Source organism: Pseudomonas sp. 18-147 (assembly GCF_051048045.1).
Classification (GTDB): Bacteria; Pseudomonadota; Gammaproteobacteria; order Pseudomonadales; family Pseudomonadaceae; genus Pseudomonas; species Pseudomonas aeruginosa.
The window spans coordinates 5439955-5463225 of the sequence record NZ_CP182296.1; the positions used below are offsets into that span (position 1 = coordinate 5439955).

Annotated in this window: 15 protein-coding genes; 4 read left to right on the plus strand and 11 right to left on the minus strand. The window is 66.9% G+C overall.

The annotated features are described in order from the left end of the window. Positions 1–18: 18 nt before the first annotated feature. From gdhA to ettA, 8 genes are all read right to left on the minus strand, one after another. The gene (gene gdhA, locus ACM0M4_RS25835) at positions 19–1356 is read right to left on the minus strand and encodes an NADP-specific glutamate dehydrogenase (protein WP_003094817.1); all 1338 of its coding nucleotides are present in this window, start codon (positions 1354–1356) and stop codon (positions 19–21) included. A gap of 295 nt (positions 1357–1651) precedes the next feature. Then, positions 1652–3043 (minus strand): outer membrane protein transport protein, encoded by a 1392-nt coding sequence (locus ACM0M4_RS25840; RefSeq protein ID WP_028681213.1) that lies wholly within the window; start codon positions 3041–3043, stop codon positions 1652–1654. Between the two features lie 258 nt (positions 3044–3301). Continuing rightward, on the minus strand, positions 3302–3790 hold the full coding sequence (gene praA / locus ACM0M4_RS25845; RefSeq protein WP_003094820.1) for an alkane oxidation protein activator PraA: 489 nt from the start codon (positions 3788–3790) through the stop codon (positions 3302–3304). A gap of 599 nt (positions 3791–4389) precedes the next feature. Next, positions 4390–5664, minus strand: a complete 1275-nt coding sequence (locus tag ACM0M4_RS25850; protein ID WP_054376000.1) for an efflux RND transporter periplasmic adaptor subunit — start codon at positions 5662–5664, stop codon at positions 4390–4392. After that, entirely contained in the window at positions 5654–7135 is a 1482-nt protein-coding gene (locus ACM0M4_RS25855) for a TolC family protein (protein WP_016562356.1), read from the minus strand. Before ACM0M4_RS25855 ends, ACM0M4_RS25850 begins: the two co-directional genes overlap by 11 nt. Continuing rightward, positions 7128–8321 (minus strand): ABC transporter permease, encoded by a 1194-nt coding sequence (locus ACM0M4_RS25860; protein WP_003103140.1) that lies wholly within the window; start codon positions 8319–8321, stop codon positions 7128–7130. The genes ACM0M4_RS25855 and ACM0M4_RS25860 overlap by 8 nt, the downstream gene beginning before the upstream one ends. Continuing rightward, positions 8318–9004, minus strand: coding sequence for an ABC transporter ATP-binding protein (locus tag ACM0M4_RS25865; RefSeq protein WP_003103142.1), 687 nt, complete (start codon positions 9002–9004; stop codon positions 8318–8320). Before ACM0M4_RS25865 ends, ACM0M4_RS25860 begins: the two co-directional genes overlap by 4 nt. Before the next feature lie 506 nt (positions 9005–9510). Continuing rightward, entirely contained in the window at positions 9511–11175 is a 1665-nt protein-coding gene (gene ettA, locus ACM0M4_RS25870) for an energy-dependent translational throttle protein EttA (protein WP_003094829.1), read from the minus strand. A gap of 110 nt (positions 11176–11285) precedes the next feature. Between ettA and ACM0M4_RS25875 the strand changes: the two genes are divergently transcribed. Further along, positions 11286–11471: a hypothetical protein gene (locus ACM0M4_RS25875; RefSeq protein WP_003161789.1), complete on the plus strand. Its 186-nt coding sequence runs from the start codon at positions 11286–11288 to the stop codon at positions 11469–11471. A 196-nt stretch (positions 11472–11667) separates the two neighbouring features. Then, a complete protein-coding gene (escR, locus tag ACM0M4_RS25880) occupies positions 11668–12186 on the plus strand; it encodes a TetR/AcrR family transcriptional regulator EscR (RefSeq protein WP_003094834.1) in 519 nt (172 codons plus the stop codon). Between the two features lie 50 nt (positions 12187–12236). Here the strand turns inward: escR and oprJ are convergent, their stop codons facing one another. The 3 genes from oprJ to mexC are packed head-to-tail and all read right to left on the minus strand — an operon-like array spanning position 12237 to position 18004. Continuing rightward, complete coding sequence (gene oprJ, locus ACM0M4_RS25885; protein WP_003103148.1) at positions 12237–13676, minus strand: multidrug efflux transporter outer membrane subunit OprJ; 1440 nt, start codon at positions 13674–13676, stop codon at positions 12237–12239. A gap of 5 nt (positions 13677–13681) precedes the next feature. After that, on the minus strand, positions 13682–16813 hold the full coding sequence (mexD, locus tag ACM0M4_RS25890; protein ID WP_054376001.1) for a multidrug efflux RND transporter permease subunit MexD: 3132 nt from the start codon (positions 16811–16813) through the stop codon (positions 13682–13684). A gap of 27 nt (positions 16814–16840) precedes the next feature. Then, entirely contained in the window at positions 16841–18004 is a 1164-nt protein-coding gene (gene mexC, locus ACM0M4_RS25895; protein WP_054376002.1) for a multidrug efflux RND transporter periplasmic adaptor subunit MexC, read from the minus strand. Positions 18005–18164: 160 nt separating this feature from the next. Between mexC and nfxB the strand changes: the two genes are divergently transcribed. Both nfxB and morA read left to right on the plus strand, forming a co-directional pair. Next, positions 18165–18728 (plus strand): efflux pump transcriptional repressor NfxB, encoded by a 564-nt coding sequence (nfxB, locus tag ACM0M4_RS25900; protein WP_003094842.1) that lies wholly within the window; start codon positions 18165–18167, stop codon positions 18726–18728. A gap of 243 nt (positions 18729–18971) precedes the next feature. After that, the gene (morA, locus tag ACM0M4_RS25905) at positions 18972–23219 is read left to right on the plus strand and encodes a cyclic di-GMP receptor MorA (RefSeq protein ID WP_221345448.1); all 4248 of its coding nucleotides are present in this window, start codon (positions 18972–18974) and stop codon (positions 23217–23219) included. Positions 23220–23271 lie beyond the last annotated feature (52 nt).

Here is a 23271-nt window from a genome sequence, read left to right on the forward strand (position 1 = left end):
TTCCTCTATGGGACGACCTCAGACCACGCCCTGCGCCAGCATCGCATCGGCGACCTTGACGAAGCCGGCGATGTTCGCCCCCTTCACGTAGTTGACCCGCCCCTGCTCCTCGCCGTACAGCAGGCAGGCATGGTGGATCGACTGCATGATGCCGTGCAGCTTGGTATCCACCTCGCCCTCGCTCCAACGCAGGCGCATGGCGTTCTGCGACATCTCCAGGCCGCTCACCGCCACCCCGCCGGCGTTCGACGCCTTGCCCGGCGCGTAGAGGATGCCGGCCTCGAGGAACAGGTCGACGGCTTCCAAGGTCGAGGGCATGTTGGCGCCTTCGGCGACACAGACGCAGCCGTTGGCCAGCAGGCGCCGCGCATCCTCGGCATCCAGTTCGTTCTGGGTCGCGCAGGGCAGCGCGATATCGCAGGCCAGGCCCCAGGGCCGGCGCCCTTCGAGGAACTGCAGGGAAAACTGCTCCGCCATCTCGCGGATGCGCCCGCGGCGCACGTTCTTCAGCTCCATCAAGTATTCCCACTGCTCGTCGGAGAGCCCCGCCTCGGCATACAGGGTGCCTTCGGAATCGGACAGCGAGATCACCTTGCCGCCCATTTCCATGACCTTGCGCGCCGCGTACTGGGCGACGTTGCCCGAGCCGGAGATCGCCACCCGCTGGCCGTCGAAGCCGCGGCCACGGTCCTTGAGCATTTCCTGGGCGAAGTAGACGCAGCCGAAGCCGGTCGCCTCCGGGCGGATCAGGCTGCCGCCGTAGCTCAGGCCCTTGCCGGTCAGCACCGAGGTGAACTGGTTGGACAGGCGCTTGTACTGGCCGAACAGGTAGCCGATCTCACGCGCGCCGACGCCGATGTCGCCGGCCGGCACGTCCAGGTCGGCGCCGACGTGGCGGTACAGCTCGCTCATGAACGACTGGCAGAAACGCATCACCTCGGCGTCGCTCTTGCCCTTCGGATCGAAGTCGGAGCCGCCCTTGCCGCCGCCCATGGGCAGAGTGGTCAGGGAGTTCTTGAAGACCTGCTCGAAGGCGAGGAACTTCAGCACCCCGAGGTTGACCGAGGGATGGAAGCGCAGGCCGCCCTTGTAGGGGCCGATGGCGCTGCTCATCTGCACCCGGTAGCCACGGTTGACCCGTACCCGGCCCTGGTCGTCGACCCAGGGTACGCGGAACAGGATCGCCCGCTCGGGTTCGACGATGCGTTCGATGATGCCGGCTTCCAGGTAGTGCGGGTTGGCCTCGAGGAACGGCCAGAGGGAACGCAGCACCTCTTCCACCGCCTGGTGGAATTCGGGCTGATCGGGATCGCGCCGCTTCAGGCGCTCGAGGAAAGCGTCGACGGATTGCGTCATTTTTCTCACCGGTTTCTAGTTTTGTGAACAATTTTTTGCGCGTGACTCTAACAAGCCAGGCGGCACCTAGAAAGTGCGAAATGACGCATTGATGAATCTTTATGGTGCAAAACTGAAACTTTCCGGGTCCGCCAGAACGGCTCGGGCCAGAGCACGCGCCCGGAACCAGGCTGCCTCCCGGGCTGGCCACGCACTGTTGAAGGGCGAAGAAAGCACCGTTCGCGTGCATCCCGGCGCCAGATGCGAAAGGGCCTCCGCCGCCAGGGGGAGGCCCTTCCTCTACCTACGGCCGGGTCTAGAAGTCGTAGGTCGCGGACAGGCTGAACACCTGTCCCTTGCTGGTTGCCCTGCCATCCAGCCGCCCGCCGCCCAGGCGATCCTGGTTGACCGTCTTCAACGGCACCTCCTTGACGAATTGCCGCGAGTAGGCCGCGTCGATCGACAACTCCGGCATCGACTGGAAGCGATAGCCGGCGCCCAGGGAGGCGAAGTAGCGATCGCCGTCGGGAATCCGCGGATCGCGGGTGGCATTGTGGGTCGGCGTCTGGTCGTAGGCGACCCCGGCGCGCATGGTCCACTGGTCGGTCACCTTGTAGTCGCCGCCCACCGCCAGGGTCCAGGTGTTCCGGTAGGTGTAGGGGATGGAGACGATCGTGTTGCCGTGGGACTTGAGGGTCAGGTCCTGGAACGACGACCACTCGGTCCAGGTGGCGCTGGCGCCCAGGCTCAGACGGTCGTTGAACTGGTGTACCCAATCCAGCGAGGCGTAGGCGGGGATATCCAGGCGCGCCGAGGCGGAAGCGCCCATGCGCAGGTCCAGGCCCGGATAGGCCAGGCCCGGGGTGCCGCCCTCGATGGCGCCCTCGGTCAGCCCACCGTCGTGGTCGTAGAGGTTGTAGTGACCCTTCAGCTTGTTGCGGATCTTCGCGTGGTAGGCGAAGCCCAGGGTGTCGCGGTCGGTCGGCTTCCACACCGCGCCGGCGAAGAAGCCGGGCGAGGTGTTGTCCACCTTGACCCGCATCAGCGCGGACGAGTTCGAGGCCGGGAACGGAATCCCGCCCATGCCCGGGGAGTTGGCGGCCGAGGCATAGAGATCGAGGTTCTGGCTGACGAAGCCGGAGGTGCGCTGGATGATCACCCCGGCGCCCAGGGAGAAGTTGTCGTTGACCTTGAACGACAGGGAGCCGGTCAGGCCGATCGTCTCGATCTTGGTGTCCACCGCGAAATCGCGGCCTTTCCAGTTCGGGTCCCAGGTGCTGCGCATTCCCATCGGAACGACCTGGCTCAGACCGAAGGCGAAGCGGTCGTTGATCGGTACCACCAGGAAGCCGGTCGGCAGCCACGCGCCGAATCCGGCCTGGCCGCCATCGTTGGTACCCAGCTCGGGGGTGCCCGGCCCGTCCTGGTAGCCGCCGGTCATGGGATTACCCTGGTAGTCGTAGGCATTGCCGTTGTACTTGATGTCGATATCGGCGTAGTTGATCGTCAACTGGGCGATCCGCTTGTCGATGAAAGCCATGGCCGCCGGGTTGTTGAACGCGGCGCTCGGATCGTTGGGAAACAGCGAGCCGCCTGCCATCGCACGGCCCCAGCCCGCCGTGTTGGTGGTCGGCACCATGAAGCCGCCGGCTTGCGCCTGGGACGTGCCGAACAATCCGCCGACGATCAGGGCGCAGAGCAATGGCAATGGTTTTCTGGCAAACAGGCAGGAAATATCGTTTTTGTTGTTCAAGGTTTCACCCCTGGTGGCTGCTAGTGCACGGGGCACGATGGTCGGCCTGCTTGAGCGTCCTGGCGGACACCCTCCCCCAGGCCGTTTTCCATGTGCGAACGAGGTTCTGCGCCGCTTCCGGCGGAAACTCCCTCGGACCTGCCGGCCCGCGAAGGACGCCTGGCAGCGGGAGCGCGAAACCGCTGGCGCCGAAGGCGCCAGCGGCAGCCCGGATTACGGGTTGACTACGAAGGCCGGGGTCGGCTGCACACTCAGGCTGTTGATCTTGCAGTTCCCAGCCAGCGACTGATTGCTGGCGCTGAGGGTATTGGTGGCGTTGCTCCAGGAACCGTTGACGGTGCTCGGGCCACAGGTAGAGGAGAGAATCTTGAAGCCGACGCCATCGACCTTGCCGGCGGTGGTGCTGGAGACGGTCAGCTTCCACGGCAGGCCGGTCATCTGCGGCACGCTGCACAGGGTGTTGCTGCCGCTGACGGTGACGCTGTCGATCGAGGCATAGGAACCATCGGCGGCTGTCGTGCCCTTGAAGGTGATGTTGCAGGTCACTGGCAGATTGAGCGACGCCGGCGAGCTCACGCTGATGGTGCCAGGTGCGGTGAAGGCCGAGTTGACCGGGGTGATGGTGGCCGCGCTGGCCATGGACGAAACGCTCAGGCAGAGAGCAAGAGCAGCAAAGGACGGCAGGGACTTGATGGATTTCATTGTTTTGTATCCTTCCAGTGAGTTGGCAACGCTCGCGGTTGCCGAGCCTTGATCATGCGGCAGGATCGTCGCCGACCCGCCCCCACGACCACCTTGTGCCTTCCCGTCCGTTCCACCTGCCAGGCGAACCACACCACCCGCCTTGACCGTGCGTACCGGGATTCGGGAGAAGCTTTACCTCATGAGTCCTATCCGGTGCCGACGCTGACGGTCCCCACGACGAGCCGGGACAGACCGGATATCGGAAAGATCCGATAGGTTTGCCAACCCGCCGCACCTCGGAATGCCCGCCTGGCCGACCTCCGCGAACGCAGGCCTGACAGGGCTGGCAAACACCGCGAGGGGGCAGTGGACCAGTCAACGACGGGGGCCAGAGTACGGTCAGCGCGGCTCTGGAAAAGCCTAGCGAAAGAAGGGGGTTGCCCCTCCGAAGAAAGATCGGTGAACACCGTGGAGGGCGAACGAAGCGTCGTCGCGAAGGAATCCTGATACCTCTGTCAACATCCGCGTCGGGAAGAAACGCACCATGACGGGGCATACCTACCAGAATTTGCAGCTCGCGAAGCGACCCAGCCAACCCAAAGTTAGGTTGCCAACTATCAGTCGGACGAGGACGGCACGCGAACGAGACCCGGCTGCAACTCGAACACCTCCACGCCCTCCGGCGTGGAGCGTCCGATCTTGACCTGTTGCGCCATCACGCTGGCGCCGGGAGCCTGGCGAACGTCCACGAACAGCCGGTCACCCTCGTGGCGTATCGCCTCCGGCGGCACGACGATGGCCTGTTCGTTGCGATAGGTGGTGACCGTCAGCTTGGCGCTCATTCCCAGACGAATCTTCTGCAACTGGCGGGGATCGAGCGGCGCTACCGATACCGTCACCTCGAACTGCGGGCTGCCTCCCTGGGCCATGCCGGGCAGAGCCTGACCACCGAGGGCGGCGATGACGCCCGCCAGCGTGGTGCCCTCGAAGCCGTCGCCACTGATTTCCACCGCCTGCCCTTCGCGCAACTGGTTGATATCCAGTTCGGAAACCTTCGCAGATACCTTCAGCCGCTCGACGCTGGCCAGGCCGAACAACGCCTGGCCCTGTCCCAGCTTGCTACCGGCCTGCACCGGTTCGCGGCTGCCCTGCTCGCCAGCCAGGCCGGGCGCCGCGACGACGATACCGGCAAAGGGCGCGCGCACCGTACGGCCATCCAACTGGGCCTGCAGCGTCTCGTATTTCACGCTGGCGTTGGCCAGGTCCATTTCGGCGATCTGGCGATTCTCGCCCTGCCCCTTGGCGCGGGTCGACTCCACTTCCCGCCGGGCCGCCTCCAGGTCCATGCGCTGCTGGCTGGCCTGTTGTTCGAGATCGTCGAGTTCGTTGCGCGGGACGATCCCGCGCTGGAACAGCTCGCGGGTCTCGCGCAACTTGCGCTCGGTGCTGCTCTGCGCCAGCTGCGCGCTGCGCAGGGCACGACGGACCCGCGCCATGTCCTCGCCACGCTCCCAGTCGCGCAGGTCCTGCAGGGTGCGACGGGCCTTGAGCAACGCCGACTGTGCCTCGCGCACCTGCACGGCGATCTCGCGGGTGTCCATGCGCAGCAGCTCCTGTCCTTCCGCGACCCGCTGTCCCGGCTCCACCAGCAGCGCCTCGACATTGCCGGCGAAGGGCGCCGCCAGAGTCACCACGCGCCCCGGTTCCAGGCGTCCGACCAGGCCGATCTGATGCACCAGCGGGGCCGCCCGTACGGCGACCCAGCGCTCCCCTTCCGTGCGTTTCGCGGTGCCGCCGGCGAGGACCAGCCAGGCCAGCGCCGCGACAACCGCCAGGCCGGCGGCGAGCGGCAATGCGGGCCGGCGCAGGAAGGAAAACCGGTCAGTGGTCATTGAGCGAAATCTCCCAGCTATCCAGGGTCATGCCGACGATCAGGTCGAGCTGCGTCTGCGCATTGAGAAACGAGATCAGGGCATTCAATTGGGTGTTCTCGACGTTGCGCAGGTCGGTCTCGAAGCTCAGCACCTGGAAGTTGCTCGAACGCCCGACGCGCAGCTTTTCCCGCTCGATCTCCAGCTTGCGCCGCGACAAGGCGGTGGCGCGCTGGGCGATCTGGTACTGGCGCCAGCGCGTGCCGAGGTCGCGCACCGCATCGATGACGTTCTGCTCCAGGGTCTGCCGGGCATCCTCGATCAGGATCTTCTGGTTCTCCACGTCGACCTGGGCGCGCACCTCGGCCTGCCGGCGGCTGAGGTCGCCGATGGGAATTTCCACCTGTACCCCGGCGTAGCTGTCCCAGCTGCGTGAATTATCGCCACCGCCCTCGCTGTAGCGGTCGCGGATCTGGCTGGCGCCGCCCACCAGCGAGACATCCCACAGGCGCTGGTTCTTCGCCAGCACCAGGTTGAGGTCGGCCTGGCGACTGCCGATCAGGCGTTGCAGGTATTCCGGTTGCTGCTGCAGGGCGGTCCTGATCGCCTGCTGGCGGTCGACCTCGATCGGCGTGGCGGCCAGCGCATCGCTGGCGCGGATCTGCGTCGACAGGTCCAGCGCCAGCAGTTGCAGCAGGGCCAGGCGTGCGCTGTCGACCTGGTTGGCGGACTCCTCGACGTTGAGCTCCTGGCTGGCGACGTCGGCCTCGGTCTGCACGATCTCGAATTCGGCCATTCGCCCGGCGCGGATCATCGCCCGGTTGACCTCGAGCAGCTCCTGGGTCCGCGCCAGGGCTTCGCGAGAGATGCGCGCCTGCTCCTGGGCGCGCAGCAGCTCCCGGTAGGCACCGATGACCTGGCTGATGGTCTGCGACACGCTGGCCTTGAGTTGCAGGCGATTGGCGTCTTCGGAGAGACGTGCCAGGCGCAGCGGCGCGGTGGTGACGTCCCAGCCCGCATCGCGCAGCAACGGCTGGACGACGGTCAGGTCGAGGCCATCGCTGCGGTAGCGCCCGGCCTCGTCGGCGGTGCGGAACTGCTTCACCCAGGCCAGGCTGAAGCGAGTGCCATATTCGCCAAGCAGGGTCGCGGTGGGCGAGACATTGCTGGTCCTCGTGCGGTCTTCGGTGGCGCGGTTGGCGCGATAGTCGCCGCGCACCACCAGCTTCGGGTTGAAGGCGTCGGCGGCGACCCGCAGGTCGAACTTCTGCGCGATCCGTTGCAGGTAGGCGCTACGGATTCCACGGTTGTTGCGCAGGCCAAGATAGACCGCGTCGCTCAGGCTGAGGTCGATCACCTGCTCGCTGAGCAGTACCGACCTGCCCTGCTCGCGGGCCATGCTCGGTACGTCCGGACTCAGCGCCGGGTTGACGCTGGCCGCCACCGGAAGAGCGGCGACCAGCCACAGCACGCCCAGGCCCCACCTATTCATCGCGCAGCGCCTCGACCGGTTGCAGGCGAGCCGCCGAGACCGCCGGATAGAGCCCGAAGAACAGCCCCACCAGCAGGGTACTGCCCATCCCCAGCGGCAGGGCCGCGTAGGCCAGGGAGAAGGTCCAGCCGGAGAACCTGGCGTAGAGATACGCAGCCGCCACGCCGAGCACCGCGCCCGACAGCGCGCCCGCGGCGGTCAGGGTCACCGCCTCGATCAGGAACAGGTTGCGGATGTCCCGCTGGCGCGCGCCCAGCGCCATGCGCACGCCGATTTCCCGGCGGCGTTCGGCGACACTCATCAGCATCACGTTCATAACCCCGACGCCGCCGCCGAGCAGGGAGATGATCCCCAGTCCGGCCAGCAGGTAGGTGAAGGTCCGGGTCTGCCGCTTGAGTCCATCGAGCACCTGCTGCGAGACCTGGACCTGCGCCTCGTGACCGGGCAACCGCGCCGTCAGGGCCGCGCCCAGGGCCGCGCCGACGCTATAGACGTCCGCTCCCGGCGAGACCCGCGCCACCACATGGCTGACCTCGGCGGCCGGCTGCAGGCGCGGCATGCCCGGCGCCGGCACGAACAGCGAGTCGTTGGCGGCGAACGGCAAGAGGGCGGCGCTGGCCTGCGGCTGGAGAATGCCGATCACGCGGAACAGATAGTCGTTGACCGTCAGTTGCTCGCCGAGGCGCAGCGGATCGCCGGGCGCCCCCAGGGCCTCGGCGATTGTCGCGCCCACCACCACGTAGGTGTCGTGATCGTCGAAGCGCGAGAGGAAACGTCCTTCGCGCAGCCGCAGCCTGGCGGCAGCCGCGAGCCCGGCGCTGGCGCCGACGATACTGGCGTTGCTGGTGCGTCCGTGAAAGGTCACCGGCGCCGAGTACAGGCCCAGCGCCGCCAGGTGCTCCAGACCGGCCACGTCGCGGAGCAGCGGTTCGGTGTCGAGCGACGCCGGCATCGGCATCGGCGCCTGCGGGGCGAACGGGAACTGCACCACCAGGGTGTCGGTGCCCATGTCCTTGAAGATGCTCATCGCTTCGTCGGTCGCGTTGCTGCCGATGTTCAGCATCGCAATCACCGATGAACAGCCCATGACGATACCCAGCAACGCCAGCAGCGAGCGGCGCCCCAGCCCGCGAAGACTGGCGAGGGCCTCGTGAAGCAATTGCCGGGGCGACGGGCTGGCGCTCACCGGCAGGCCTCCGCCAGGTCCTCGTGCACCTCGCCATGCCGCACTGTCAGTTGGCGCCCGAGACGGGCGGCCAGGCTGGGATCATGGGTGACCACCACCAGGGTCACCTGGCGCTCGCGGTTGAGGGTGAGGAGCAGCTCCAGCACTTCTTTCGCGGTGCTCGCGTCGAGGTTGCCGGTTGGTTCGTCGGCGAGGATCAGCGCCGGCTCACCGACCAGCGCGCGAGCGATGGCGACGCGCTGCCGCTGGCCGCCGGAGAGGTCCGCCGGACGATGGCCGGCGCGCTCGGCCAGGCCGACCCGGGCGAGCATCGCCTCGGCCCGCTCCAGTGCCTCGCGGCGCGGCATCCCTCGATAGCTCAGGGGCAGCGCGACGTTGTCCAGCGCGTTCAGCCGCGGCAACAGGTTGAAGCTCTGGAAGACGAAGCCGATCAGGCGGTTGCGGATCGCCGCCAGTCGGTCCCCGTCGACGCTGAAGATGTCGTGCTCGGCGAAGCGGTAGGCACCGCTGTCCGGGCGGTCGAGCAGGCCTAGGATATTCAGCAGGGTGCTCTTGCCCGAGCCCGACGCGCCGACGATCGCGCAGCTTTCTCCGGGAAAGATGTCCAGGCAGACGTCTTTCAGTATCTGCAGCGGCTGCCCCCCCAGGAGGTAGCCCTTGCCGATCCCCCGCAGGGAGATCAATGATTCGTGCTTGTTTGTTGTTGGCATTCGCACCCGACCGCTCGCATCCCTTCAAGGCCCGCCCGGTCGTACCGCCGCAAGGCCGGCGATACAGGCCGAACGGCCATACTGCTGATGATGGAGACAGCGCACAAGCCGCCACCACCGGCAACGCTACCCCGAGGCGCCAGCGCCGAGCGAAGGTAGCGGCTGGTCCGCCCGGCCAATGCCGGTACTCGATTCCGCCGGGCTTCGCCATATGGCGCGGCCTCTCCGGGCAGGCGGTATTGAGCGCACGGATCGGCTGCGCAGACCACTAGCAGAGCTGACACCATCGCAGCCGTCGATGCACCCCCATCTTTAGTTAGGTGAAGGCTCAGGCATGCTGCGTGGGAGCCTCCCCCGGGTACCGCCGATGGAGGTGTCCCTGCGCAGTTCCCATGTTCCCCAGCGCATGGCTCGTTGAATTCCAGGCATGAAAAAACCGCCGGCCGGCAACGCCGGCGGGCGGTTTCTCGAGGGTGCGCTTACGCCAGTTTCTTGTAGCGCACGCGGTGCGGCTGGGCCGCGGCGTCGCCCAGGCGCTTCTTGCGGTCCGCCTCGAACTCGGTGTAGTTGCCTTCGAAGAAGGTCACCTTGCCATCGTCCTCGTAGGAGAGGATGTGGGTGGCGATCCGGTCGAGGAACCAGCGGTCGTGGGAGATCACGATGGCGGAGCCGGGGAAGTCCAGCAGCGCCTCTTCCAGCGCACGCAGGGTTTCCACGTCGAGGTCGTTGGACGGTTCGTCGAGCAGCAGCACGTTGCCGCCCTGCTTCAGGGTCAGGGCCAGGTGCAGACGGCCACGCTCACCGCCGGAGAGGTCCTTGACGAACTTCTGCTGGTCGGCGCCCTTGAAGTTGAAGCGACCGACATAGCTGCGCGACGGGACTTCGTAGTTGCCGATCTTGATCTGCTCGAAACCGTCGGAAACCTGCTCCCACACGGTCTTGTTGCCTTCCAGGCTGTCACGGCTCTGGTCGACGCTGGCGATCTGCACGGTCTCGCCGATCTCGATGGTGCCGGAGTCCGGCTGCTCCTTGCCGGTAAGCATGCGGAACAGGGTCGACTTGCCCGCGCCGTTGCCGCCGATCACACCGACGATGGCACCCTTGGGAATGCTCAGGGACAGGTTGTCGATCAGCACGCGGTCGCCGTAGCCCTTGGTCACATTGTGCAGTTCGATGACCTTGTCGCCCAGGCGCGGACCGGCCGGGATGTAGATCTCGTTGGTCTCGCTGCGCTTCTGGAATTCCTGCGACTGCAGTTCCTCGAAGCGCTGCAGGCGCGCCTTGGACTTGGCCTGGCGGCCCTTGGCGCCCTGGCGTACCCACTCCAGCTCGGCCTTCATGGCCTTGGCGTGGGAGGCTTCCTGCTTGGCTTCCTGGGCCAGGCGGGCGGCCTTGGATTCCAGCCAGCCGGAGTAGTTGCCTTCGAACGGGATGCCATGGCCACGGTCGAGTTCGAGGATCCAGCCGGCGACGTTGTCGAGGAAGTAGCGGTCGTGGGTGATCGCCACCACAGTGCCGGGGAAGTCGTGCAGGAAATGCTCCAGCCAGGCCACCGAGTCGGCGTCCAGGTGGTTGGTCGGTTCGTCCAGCAGCAGCATGTCGGGAGCCGACAGCAGCAGACGGCACAGCGCTACGCGGCGCTTTTCGCCGCCGGACAGGTGCTCGACCTTGGCATCCCACGGCGGCAGGCGCAGGGCGTCGGCGGCGACTTCCAGCTGGCGTTCCAGGTTGTGTCCGTCGGATGCCTGCAGGATCGCCTCCAGCTTGGCCTGCTCGGCGGCCAGGGCGTCGAAGTCGGCATCCGGCTCGGCATAGGCGGCATAGACCTCGTCCAGCCGCGCCTGGGCCTGCTTGATCTGGCCGACGGCCTCTTCGACGATGTCGCGCACGGTGGCCTGCGGGTCCAGCTTGGGCTCCTGCGGCAGGTAGCCGACGTTGATCCCCGGCATCGGCCGGGCCTCGCCTTCGATCTCGGTGTCGACGCCGGCCATGATCCGCAGCAGGGTGGACTTGCCCGCGCCGTTCAGGCCGAGCACGCCGATCTTGGCGCCGGGGAAGAACGACAGGGAGATGTCCTTGAGGATTTCACGCTTGGGCGGAACGATCTTGCCGACCCGATGCATGGTGTAGACGTACTGAGCCAAAACGAGCACCTCATGAAGAAAAGGAAAAAAACTCGGCCAAGTATATGACAGACCGAGAGAAAGCTGGCCAGCCACCCCGGTTTTCGTGGGGCGGGGCGCTTTGCCGGCGGATGTTCGCCGTCCGATTCCAGGCCGCTACGGTGACGCTGAGCAGCGTACTGGCCGCCCTTACTGTCTCCGCTACCCTCGTCCTGTCAAAGGCGTTCTGCCTGAGCGAGGCGGCGACCATCGCCCCGTGCGAGGTCTGGGTGGGCCTGGCACTGCTCGCGGCCATGGTGCTGCCGCTCAAGACCTGACGCGAAGCAAGGCGTGGGGAGATCCAGCCTGCTACAATTGATCCAAATCAGTCTCAAAAGAACAAAAAAAACCTCAAAAATGACACTCGCTCCCAGATCCGCCCAGCTACCCGACTCCCCGCACAGGGACAGTCTCGACCCAGCGCCAACCCCGTCGTCTCAGGACCAGCGCCTGCTCAAGGCCTTGGCCACCGCGATGGTCAATCATCCGCGCGCCACCATGGGAGAACTGGCGGAACTGGCAGGAGTGAGCAGGGCAACCCTGAACCGTCATTGCGGTACCCGCGAAGGTCTCAAGCGGCGCCTGGAAAGCCATGCCAGGAGTACCCTCGAACGCCTCACCCACAGCGCCGCCCTGCAGCGGCTGGAGCCGCGGGAAGCGCTACGCGAGCTGATCCGGGAACACCTCGCCCAGCGCGACCTGCTGGCGCTGCTGATGTTCGAGCAGAACCCGGGACGCCAGGCCGGGCATGGGGACGCCAGTTGGCAGTCCTATGTCGAAGCCCTGGACGCCTTCTTCCTGCGCGGCCAGCAGAAGCGTGTGTTCCGTATCGATATCAGCGCGGCGACCTTCAGCGAACTCTTCATCGTCCTGATCTACGGCATGGTCGATGCCGAGCGCCGCGGTCGCGCGGCCAGTGCCGGGTTGTCCGCCACGCTGGAGGAGCTGTTCCTGCGTGGCGCGTCGAACCCCGCACAACCTGCCAGCCCTTGAGCGGGCGGCAGTTGCCACCCGCTAGCACCGTTTCCCACACGTTTACCCGCTCAACTCCTGCCGCCTCGATGTACCACCAGGCTCCGTCCCTCGTCCCAGCCTCCGCCGAGCGCGCGGAACAGGTCGACCAGGGCGATCTGCCGCTGGGTGCTGCCGTCGATGAAGGCGATCTCGTTGAGGAAGCTGCTGCGCTGCGCATCGAGGTAGCGCAGGTGGTTGTCGACGCCACTCTCGTAGCGTGCCTTGGCCAGCTTCAGGGCTTCGTTGCTGCTGTTCGCCAGGGCGCGCAGGGCCTTCTCTTCGCGACGCAGGGTATCGCTGGCCGCCAGGGCGTCGGCGACCTCGCGGAAAGCGGTCTGGATGGTCCCCTCGTAGGCGGCCACCGCCGAATCCTTGCGCGCCTCGGCCAGGCTCAGGTTGGCACGGTTGCGCCCGCCATCGAAGATCGGCAGCGTCAGCGTCGGCAGGAAGCTCCAGGAGCGCGAGCCGCCATCGAACAGGCCGGACATTTCCGCGCTGGAGGTGCCGAAGCTGCCGGTCAGGCTGATGCGCGGGAAGAACGCCGCGCGCGCCGCGCCGATATCCGCGTTGCGCGCCCGCAAACGATGTTCGGCGGCAAGGATGTCCGGGCGTCGCTCGATCAGCTCGGACGGCGTGCCGGGAGCGATGTCCTGCAGCAGCTTCGGCCGCTGCCCCGGACTCCGCGGAATCGCCTGCGCGGCATCGTCGCTACCCAGCAGCAACACCAGCGCGTTGAATGCCTGCTGTTTCTGCCGCAGGTTGCGCTCCTGCTCGGCGCGCGCCTGCTCCACCAGGCCAAGGGCTTCCTGGTAGTCCAGCGCGGTGGCGGCGCCGGCCGCGCGGCGCTGGTCGATCAGGGCGAAGGAATACTCGCGGCTGACCAGGGTCTGACGGGTCAGCGCCAGGCGCCGCAGGGCGCCGTCATAGCTCAGGTAGGCCTGGCTGACCTCGGCGACCAGGGCGATCCGTGCCGCGCGCGCAGCCTCCTCGCTGGCCAGGTACTGTTGCAGGGCTGCGTCGGTCAGGCTCTTGACCCGACCGAAGAGGTCCAGTTCGTACTCCGGCAGGGCCAGCCCGACCTGGTAGCTGCTGGCCACTTCCGAGCGATTGCCGGCGGACAGGTCGGCCGGCTGCCGCTGGCGGTTGCCGGTGGCAGCGGCGTTCAGGCCCGGAACCCGGTCGGCGCGCTGGATTCGATACTGCGCGCGGGCCGCCTCGATATCCAGGAGGGTCTGGCGCAACGAGCGGTTGTTATCCAGGGCCACGTCCACCAGGCGGCGTAGTTCGGCATCGACGATGAAACTCTTCCAATCCAGCGTGTCGATCGCCGCGCCCTGGCGCTGGGCGGCGGCGCCGCTCCAGCTGTCGGCCACCGGCGCGGCGGGACGTTCGTAGGTCGGCGCCATGGAGCAGGCGCCGAGGGTCAGGGCGATCAGCAGCGCCGATACGCCGAATGCAGGTTTGCGCATCTCGTTCACTCCCCGGCCGAAGCGGCCTGTTCGATGGGTGCCGGCTTGCTGCGCAGCAGCGACAGCAGCCAGACGAAACAGATAGGTACGAACAGCACGCCGAGGAAGGTGGCGCTGAGCATCCCGCCGATCACTCCGGTGCCGATGGCACGCTGGCTCGCCGCGCCGGCACCGCTGGCCAGGGCCAGGGGTATCACGCCGAGGATGAACGCCATGGAAGTCATGATGATCGGCCGGAAGCGCAGGCGCGCGGCCTCGATGGCGGCGTCGCGCAGGCTATGCCCCTGCTCCCAGAGTTCCTTGGCGAACTCGACGATGAGGATCGCGTTCTTCGCCGAAAGACCGATGATGGTGATCAGGCCGACCTTGAAATACACGTCGTTGGACATACCGCTGACCATCACCGCGAGCACCGCGCCGATGGCGCCGATCGGCACGATCAGCATCACCGACAGCGGGATCGACCAGCTCTCGTAGAGCGCCACCAGCAACAGGAACACCACCAGGATGGCGAGGGCGAACAGGCTGGTGGCCTGCCCGGCGGAGACCTTCTCCTGATAGGACAGGCCGGTCCACTCGTAGCCGATGCCGGCCGGTAGCTGCGCGGCCAGGCGCTCCATTTCCGCCATGGCTTCGCCGGTGCTGAAGCCGGGCGCGGCGTCACCGACGATGCGGATCGACGGGTAGCCGTTATAGCGCACCAATTGCACCGGTCCCTCTTCCCATTTCACGCTGACGAAGGCGCTGAGCGGTACCAGGTTGCCAGCAGCGTTAGGCACGTATAGCTCGAGCACGCTTTCCGGGGTCATCCGGTTGCCCTGTTCGGCCTGGATCACCACCCGCTGTTGGCGCCCCGCATTGGTGAAGTCGTTGATCACCTCCGAGCCGAAGGCAGCGGACAGCGTGCCGCTGATGGTCTCGAAGCTCACCCCCAGGGCGCGGGCCTTCTCCCGGTCGATCAACAGGCGCAGTTGCGGCGCTTCGGCCAGTCCTTCCATCATCGCGTAAAGGAATTTCGGGTTGGTCTGGATCTCGCCAAGAAGAGTATCGCGAGCCTGCAGCAGCGCTTCGCGGCCGACCCCGCTACGGTCCATCAGGCGCAATGCGAAGCCGCCGGAGTTACCCAGACCGTTGATCGGTGGCGGCGACACGGCCATGACCGTGCCATCGTCGGGCAGCGCGAAATGCTCGTTCAGCGCGGCGATCTCGGCGGCGGCCGACTGCTCGGCGCCTCGCTCGGACCAGTCCTTGAAGGTCGGGAAGGCCAGCGCGGCATTGTCGCCCTGGCCGGAGAAGCTGAAGCCCGAGATCAGGAACACCGAAGCCACCGCCTCGCGGGACTTGAGGAAGCGCTCAAGCTCCTCGCCGGTGGCATCGGTGCGCACGCGCGAAGCACCAGGCGGCAGTTGCACGTCGACCACCATGTAGCCGAGGTCTTCCGCCGGCACGAAGGCTTCCGGCAGGCGCAGGTAGAAGTAGCCGAGCATGGCCACCAGGCCGGCGTACACCAGCATGAAGCGTCCGGCGCGCGCCACCAGCTTCGAGTTGAGCAGCGAATAGCGCTCGGTGACGCGGGCGAAGCCACGGTTGAAGGCGCCGAAGAAGCCGCGCTTCTCGTGGTGCCCTTCGGGAATGGGCTTGAGCAGCGTGGCGCACAGCGCCGGGGTGAAGGTCAGGGCGAGGAAGCCGGAGAACAGGATCGAGACCGCCAGCGACACCGAGAACTGCTGGTAGATCACCCCCACCGAACCGGCCATGAAAGCCAGCGGCAGGAACACCGCCGAGAGCACCAGGGTGATGCCGACGATGGCGCCGGATACCTGCTTCATCGCCTTGACCGTGGCCTCGGCCGGGGAAATCCCCTCCTCCGCCATGATCCGCTCGACGTTCTCCACCACCACGATGGCGTCGTCCACCAGGATGCCGATCGCCAGGACCATGCCGAACATGGTCATCATGTTCACCGAGAACCCCAGCAGGTACATCACCATCAGCGTACCCAGCAGGCACACCGGCACCACGATGGACGGGATCAGGGTGTAGCGGACGTTCTGCAGGAACAGGAACATCACCAGGAACACCAGGACCATCGCTTCGATCAGGGTGTGGATCACCTTCTCGATGGCCACGTCGACGAAGCGCGAGGTGTCGTAGGGCACGCTGTACTGCATGTCCTCGGGGAAGAACGCCGACAGTTCGGCGAGACGCTGTTTCACCAGGATAGCGGTCTGGATCGCGTTGGCCCCGGGCGACAGCTGGATCGCCCCGCCCACGGTAGGCGTGCCGTTCAGTCGCGAGGAAATGTTGTAGCTCTCCTTGCCGAGTTCCAGGCGAGCGACATCGGCGAGCCGGACCAGCGAGCCGTCCTGGTTGGCGCGCAGCACTACCTGGCCGAACTCCTGCGGATCGTCCAGGGTGCCCTTCACCGCCAGGGTCGCCGTCAGCTCCTGCGCGGAACTGCCCGGTGCGCTGCCGAAGGCGCCGGCCGGCACCTGCACGTTCTGCCCGCGGATGGCATTGCTCACGTCGTCGATGGAGAGGCCGAAGCCCACCAGCTTCTGCGGATCGATCCAGACCCGCATGGCCGCCTCGGAAGAGAAGAATTGCAGCTTGCCGACGCCCGGCAGGCGCCGCAGCTCGTTGTTGATATTGCGCGCGGCGTAGTCGCCGAGGGCGGTGGTGTCGCTGCGCTGAGCGCCTTCCTTGTAGCTGAGCGCATAGATCAGCAGGAAACCGGCGCTGGTCTGCTCGACCTGCAGGCCCTGGGTCAGCACCGCCTGCGGCATGCGCGCCTCGGCTTTCTTCAGGCGGTTCTGCACGTCCACCTGGGCCAGGTCCGGATCGGTGCCCGGCTCGAAGGTGACGACGATCTCGGCGGTGCCGTTGGAGTTGTTGGTCGACTCGAAGTAGAGCAGGCCCTTGGCGCCGTTCAGCGACTCCTCGAGCACACTGGTGACGGAGTCCACCAGCACCTTCGCCGAGGCGCCGGGATAGGTGGCGGTGATGGTGATCTGTGGCGGCGCGACATTGGGGTACTGCGCTACCGGCAATTTGGAAATGACCAGCAGGCCGGCCAGGGAGATGAACAGGGCCACCACCCAGGCGAAGTTCGGCCGCTTGATGAAGAATTCGGACATCGGAAAATCCTCGGGGCGAACCCGCCCTTACTGTTGCGGCGCAGATGACTGGGCTTGCGCCTGGGCACCATCCGGCTTCGGCACGATCTTCACCCCCGGCTGCACCGCAGCCAGGCCGCCGACTATGACCCGGTCACCCGGCTCCAGGCCCTTGGTGATCTGCCAGCGCGAACCCTGCATGACGCCGGTACCGACGCTGCGCGCCTCGGCGCGCTCGTCGGCGCCCACCACCATCACCTGGGCGCTGCCGTCGCTGGAGCGGCGCACGGCCCGTTGCGGCACCAGGATCGCCTGGTTGTCGATGCCCTGGGGCGTACGTACGCGCACGTACATGCCCGGCAGCAGGACCCCGTCGGGGTTGGCGAACTTGCCGCGCAGGGCGATCTGGCCGGTGCCGCGATCCACCGCCACGTCGGCGAACTGCAACGCGCCCTGGCGCTCGTAGGGCGTCCCTTCGACGCGCAGGGTCAGCGCCTGGCTGTCGCCGGCGGCCAAGGTGCCTTTCTTCAGGGCGTCGCGCAGGCGCAGGGCCCCGGCCGCGGTCTGGGTGAAATCCGCATAGATCGGATCGAGCTGCTGGATGCGCGCCATCAGCGTCGCCTCGCCCTGCCCGACCAGCGCGCCCTCGGTCACCAGCGCGCGGCCGATGCGCCCGGAGATCGGCGCAGTGACCGAGGCGTAGCCGAGGTTCAGGCGCGCGGTCTCCAGGTCGGCCTGGGCCGAGCGGGTCGCCGCCTCGGCGCTGCGCAGGTCGGCGGTGGCGGTATCGAAGTCCTGCTGGCTGACCGCCTGGATCTTCACCAGCGGCTCGTAGCGACGCACCCGCGCCTGCGCCTCGAACAGCACCGCGCGGTTCCGCGCCAGCTCACCCTCGGCGCGCGACACCGCAGCCTTCAGCGGTGCCGGATCGATCTGGAACAGCAGGTCGCCAGCCTTGACGTCGGCGCCCTCCTCGAAGCGCTTCCGCACGACGATGCCGGCCACCCGCGCGCGCACCTCGGCGACCCGCACCGGTTCGATCCGCCCAGGCAGTTCCGAACTCAGCGCCAGGGGCTCGGCCTGCACCGTCAGGACCTCCACCGGCAACACCATTTCGGCGGCCTCCTGTCGCTCTTCCGCCGGCCCACAACCCGCCAACGCGATGGCCATAGCCAACGCCCCGATCCTTCCTATTGCACGCAAATCAGCCATGACACACCCGACCGTTGATTGAAAACGGATCGAATGGTACTTTTTCGAGCTAATTGAGTCAATATTGTCTCAAATGATCTTTTGAAAGCTAATTCCTTTGGACGCGAGGCCAGTTTTCTGCACAATGCGCACAATCAGAAAAACCAACCGGGACCCATCGATGACCCTGATTTCCCATGACGAGCGACTCATCAAGGCGCTGGCAGTCGCTATCGTCGACCGCCCGCGAGCGACGCTGAAGGAACTGGCCGAGGCGGCCGGCGTAAGCAAGGCCACCCTGCACCGCTTCTGCGGCACGCGGGACAACCTGGTGCAGATGCTCGAGGACCACGGAGAGACCGTACTGAACCAGATCATCCAGGCCTGCGACCTGGAGCATGCCGAGCCTCTGGAGGCGTTGCAGCGCCTGATCAAGGAACACCTCACCCACCGCGAGCTGCTGGTATTCCTGGTATTCCAGTACCGCCCGGACTTCCTCGACCCGCACGGCGAAGGCGCACGCTGGCAGTCCTACCTGGAAGCGCTGGACGCCTTCTTCCTGCGCGGACAGCAGAAAGGCGTGTTTCGCATCGACATCACGGCGGCCGTGTTCACCGAACTGTTCATCACCCTGGTCTACGGCATGGTCGATGCGGAACGTCGCGGACGGGCGGCCAGCTCCAATTCCGCGCATACCCTGGAGCAGATGTTCCTCCATGGCGCCTCCAATCCGGCGCGCTCCTGACCCTTGCGCCCGCGGCGGCGCCCCTCTCGTCGCCGCATGGCACGGACCGATCCGCGTGCCGCCGACTTCGGCCGCCCGGAGGCCTGCTCGACACTCGGGAAGATCAGTCGTCACCGGCCCTGCGACAAAGTGCCTCGACAGCCGGAAAGGACCGTGACGCTCGTCGGCGATACTGGCACTTGGCCTTGCTTCCGGGCATCCTAACTGTCTACCGAATCACACCTCCCCCAGGAATTCCGGTCAGTGTCGACCCCCTCGCTAACCCCGTCGCCGCCTCCCGCCGGCGACCCACTGACCGTACCCGACCGACCGGCAGCCAAGGCTGGCCTGCTGTTGCTGGTCCTGTTGATGCTCGGCCTGCTGCTCTGGCAGATGAGCCAGGAGCTGCGCCAGCAGGAACGCTTCGAACACGAGCGGGCCGCGGCCCAGCTCGATCGTCTCAACGACCGCCTGTCCCTGACCCTCGAACTCAAGGCGCGCACCGCCCTCGCCCTGCTCCCGGGCGTGCCCCCCAGCGAGCGTGGCGAGATACAGGGCAGGCTGTTGCCGCGCATCAGCGATGCGCTGCCGCAGGTGCGCCAGTTGCAATGGGTGGACAGCGCCCCGCAGACGGACAGCCCGTCGCCGGAAACGACGCTGCCCGAGCAGTTGCGCCAGCACGCCGGCTCCGGTCTCTACCACTATTGCCTCGACCCGCGCGACGGCGAATCCCTCTACCTGACCCTGCGCGAACCCGGCAGCCGCCGCGACAGTGGCTTCTGGCTGTTGCACCTGGCCAGCGACAGCCTCGCCCAGTGGAGTCCCGACCTGCCCACCGGCAACCTGCTCTGGCGCCTGGAAGACCAATACGCCGGGCGGGTGCTCTGGCATACCCCGGGGAGCACGGCGCTGCTCGACGACATGCAGACCCTCGGCGTGGAACCGCTGCGCAACAGCGACTGGCAGCTTCGCGGACTCTACGACAGCACGCGAGTGCGGCTCGGCCTGCTGCCGGGAATCGGCGGCGAGCTGGCGATCTTCCTCCTGCTGGTCGGCGTCACCGTGTACATGCTGCTGCGCCTGCACCGCGAGCAACAGGGCCTGCGCGCCATGACCCTGGCCTCGCAGCGCAGCCTGCGCCAGGCGGCCACGGCACTGGCGGCGATCGACGAGCGGGTGCTGGTGACCCGCGCCGACGGCCGCCTCAGCTACCTCAATCCCCAGGCCGAACGCCTCTTCGGCATCAGTTCGGCCCAGGCCCGCCAGCATCACCTGCTGGGCCTGCTGCCGGACCTCGAGCCAGGCTGGCTGACGGACGCCGGTGGCGACGGCGAGACCCGTAGCGAGTTGCTGCCGCTGCGGGTACGCGGCGAGCCGCGGACGTTCACCCTCAGCCGCCATCCGCTGGCCAGCTATCCGGCGCTCGCCGACCAGGCCTGGACCCTCCGCGAGCAGATCCTCCAGGGCGGGCAGGTCTGGGTGTTGCGCGACGTCACCGAGGAACAGCACGCCCTCGGCGTCCTGGAGGAAACCCGGCGGCGCTACCAGGACATCTTCGAAGGGGTCGGCGTGGCCCTCTGCGTGCTCGACCTCTCCGCCCTGCGCCAGGCTCTTGTGGAGCAAGGCTTGGACAGCTGCGCCGCACTGCGCGCCTGGCTCGCCGGCGAACCCGGGCGGCAGCAGGCGCTGCTGGAGCGGATCCGCATCACCGAGATCAACGATGTCAGTCGCCGCCTGCTACAGATCGATTCCACCGAACAGGCCTGGCAGCGCTTGCTCGACCACGGCCCGCTACAACCGGACAGCCTGCGCCTGCAGGTGATCGAGGCGCTCATCGAGCGCCGGCCGGTACTCGAACTTGAAGCCACGCTGCGCTGCGGCAAGAGCACGCCGCGGCACCTGTGGTTGCAACTGCGCCTGCCGGAAAACCCCGGCGAATGGCATGCGGTGACCCTCAGCCTGTCCGACGTCACCAGTCGCAAGGAAGTCGAACTGTCGCTGATCGAGCGCGAGAAGTTCTGGTCGGACGCGGTCCAGGCGGTGCCCGATACCCTCTACATCCACGACCTGCACGCGCGCCGGGTGATCTTCAGCAACCATCACCTGGGCCAGCAGTTGGGCTACAACCAGGAAGAACTGGCGCGGATGGGCGAGAACTTCTGGGAAACCCTGCTGCACCCCGACGACCAGGAATACTACTGGCGCATCCGCAACCTGCAGCACGTGGTCGGCGACGGCCTGCTGCTCGACAGCCAGTTGCGCTGGCGCCACCGCGACGGCCGCTGGCACTGGTTCGACATCCGCGAGCAGGCCTTCAGCCGCGACCGCAGCGGTCGCGTGGCGCGCCTGATCGGCGTGGCCAAGGACATCACCTTCACCGTCGAGGCGAACAACGCGCTGCGCGAGAACGGCCGACGCTACCGCATGCTGGCGGAAAACATCAGCGACGTGATCTTCTCCACCGACGCCGAACTCAACGCCAGCTACGTCAGCCCCTCGGTACAGCACGTGTTCGGCTACAGCCCGGAATGGGCGCTGCTCAACGGCCTCCATCAGACCGCCACCAACCCGCGCCAGCTCGGCCGCCTGAACGGCCTGCTGCGCCGCGTGCGGCACGCCATCGGCGACCGCCAGAAGCTCGCCGAGCTGCGGGAAAACCCTGGCCAGCATCTGTTCGCCCTCGACTGCCTGCGCGCCGACGGACGCAAGATTCCCATCGAACTGCGGATCGTCCTGATGTGGGACGAGCACGACCGCTTCGAAGGCCTGCTCGGCATCGCCCGCGACATCAGCCAGCAGCGCCGCGCCGAACGCGAGCTGCGGATGGCGGCGACGGTATTCGAACACTCCACGGCGGCGATCATGGTCACCGACCCGGCCGGCTACATCGTCCAGGTCAACGATTCCTTCTCGCGCCTGACCGGCTACAGCCCGGCCGACGTGCTCGACCAGCAGCCGCGCCTGCTCACCGCCGACCGCCAGGAAGCCAACCAGCTCAAGCACGTGCTCGCCAGCCTGCAGCACAGCGGCAGCTGGGAAGGCGAGATCCTGCAGAAGCGCAAGACCGGCGAGCTCTATCCATCCTGGGTCGGCATCACCGCGGTGCGCGACGAGGAAGGCGACCTGGTCAGCTTCGTCTGCTTCTTCAGCGACATCAGCGAGCGCAAGGCCAGCGAGCGGCGCATCCACCGCCTGGCCTACTACGACGCCCTCACCCACCTGCCCAACCGCACGCTGTTCCAGGACCGTCTGCATACCGCCCTGCAGCAGGCCGAGCGCAACGGCCAGTGGGTGGTGCTGATGTTCCTCGACCTCGACCGCTTCAAGCCGATCAACGACTCCCTCGGCCACGCCGCCGGCGACCGCATGCTGCAGGAAGTGGCGACCCGCCTGAGCGCCTGCGTCAGCCAGGACGATACCGTGGCGCGCATGGGCGGCGACGAATTCACCCTGCTGCTGCCTTCCCAGGGCGACCGCGAGATCGCCCTGAAACGGGCGATCCAGGTCGCCGAGCTGATCCTCGGCCGTCTGGCCCGGCCGTTCACCCTGGAAGGCCGTGAATTCTTCGTCACCGCCAGCATCGGCGTGGCCTTGTCGCCCCAGGACGGCGCCGAACTGAGCCTGCTGATGAAGTACGCCGACACGGCGATGTACCACGCCAAGGAGATGGGCAAGAACAACTTCCAGTTCTACCAGGCCGAGATGAACGCTCGCGCCCTGGAGCGCCTGGAACTGGAAAGCGACCTGCGCCGCGCCCTTGAACTGGGCGAGTTCGTCCTCCACTACCAGCCGCAGTTCACCGGCGACGGCCGCCGCCTGACCGGCGCCGAGGCCCTGCTGCGCTGGCAGCATCCGCGCCGCGGACTGGTTCCGCCGAGCGAGTTCATTCCGGTGCTGGAGGAGATCGGCCTGGTGGCCCAGGTCGGCGACTGGCTGCTGGCGGAAGCCTGCAAGCAGTTGCGCAGCTGGCACAAGGCCAAGGTGCGGGTGCCAAAGGTCTCGGTGAACCTCTCGGCACGGCAGTTCGCCGATGGCCAGTTGGGCGAGCGGATCGCCGCGATCCTCTACGAGACAGGCATCCCGCCGGCATGCCTGGAGCTGGAACTGACCGAAAGCATCCTGATGAGTGACGTCGCCGAGGCCATGCAGATCCTCTCCGGGCTCAAGCGCCTCGGCCTGGCCATCGCGGTGGACGACTTCGGCACCGGCTACTCCTCGCTGAACTACCTCAAGCAGTTCCCCATCGACGTGCTGAAGATCGACCGCAGCTTCGTCGACGGCCTGCCCCACGGCGAACAGGACGCACAGATCGCCCGGGCGATCATTGCCATGGCCCACAGCCTGAACCTGATGGTGATCGCCGAGGGCGTGGAGAGCCAGGCCCAGCTGGACTTCCTTCGCGAGCACGGCTGCGACGAGGTGCAAGGCTACCTGTTCGGCCGGCCGATGCCCGCCGAGCAGTTCGGCATGCTCTACGCCAGCGACGTGCTGTTCATGTTCAACGAGGGCTGAGCCGCCGTGCGGCGCGCTTGAGCGCCGCTTGTCCGCGACATGATGGCCTTTC

What these genes read in the sequence shown, in the direction of transcription:
- gdhA (WP_003094817.1), bottom strand. Translation starts at nt 1,356, where the DNA reads ATGACGCAATCCGTCGACGCTTTCCTCGAGCGCCTGAAGCGGCGCGAT.
- praA (WP_003094820.1), bottom strand. Translation starts at nt 3,790, where the DNA reads ATGAAATCCATCAAGTCCCTGCCGTCCTTTGCTGCTCTTGCTCTCTGC.
- ACM0M4_RS25850 (WP_054376000.1), bottom strand. Translation starts at nt 5,664, where the DNA reads ATGACCACTGACCGGTTTTCCTTCCTGCGCCGGCCCGCATTGCCGCTC.
- ACM0M4_RS25855 (WP_016562356.1), bottom strand. Translation starts at nt 7,135, where the DNA reads ATGAATAGGTGGGGCCTGGGCGTGCTGTGGCTGGTCGCCGCTCTTCCG.
- ACM0M4_RS25875 (WP_003161789.1), top strand. Translation starts at nt 11,286, where the DNA reads ATGTTCGCCGTCCGATTCCAGGCCGCTACGGTGACGCTGAGCAGCGTA.
- escR (WP_003094834.1), top strand. Translation starts at nt 11,668, where the DNA reads ATGGTCAATCATCCGCGCGCCACCATGGGAGAACTGGCGGAACTGGCA.
- oprJ (WP_003103148.1), bottom strand. Translation starts at nt 13,676, where the DNA reads ATGCGCAAACCTGCATTCGGCGTATCGGCGCTGCTGATCGCCCTGACC.
- mexD (WP_054376001.1), bottom strand. Translation starts at nt 16,813, where the DNA reads ATGTCCGAATTCTTCATCAAGCGGCCGAACTTCGCCTGGGTGGTGGCC.
- mexC (WP_054376002.1), bottom strand. Translation starts at nt 18,004, where the DNA reads ATGGCTGATTTGCGTGCAATAGGAAGGATCGGGGCGTTGGCTATGGCC.
- nfxB (WP_003094842.1), top strand. Translation starts at nt 18,165, where the DNA reads ATGACCCTGATTTCCCATGACGAGCGACTCATCAAGGCGCTGGCAGTC.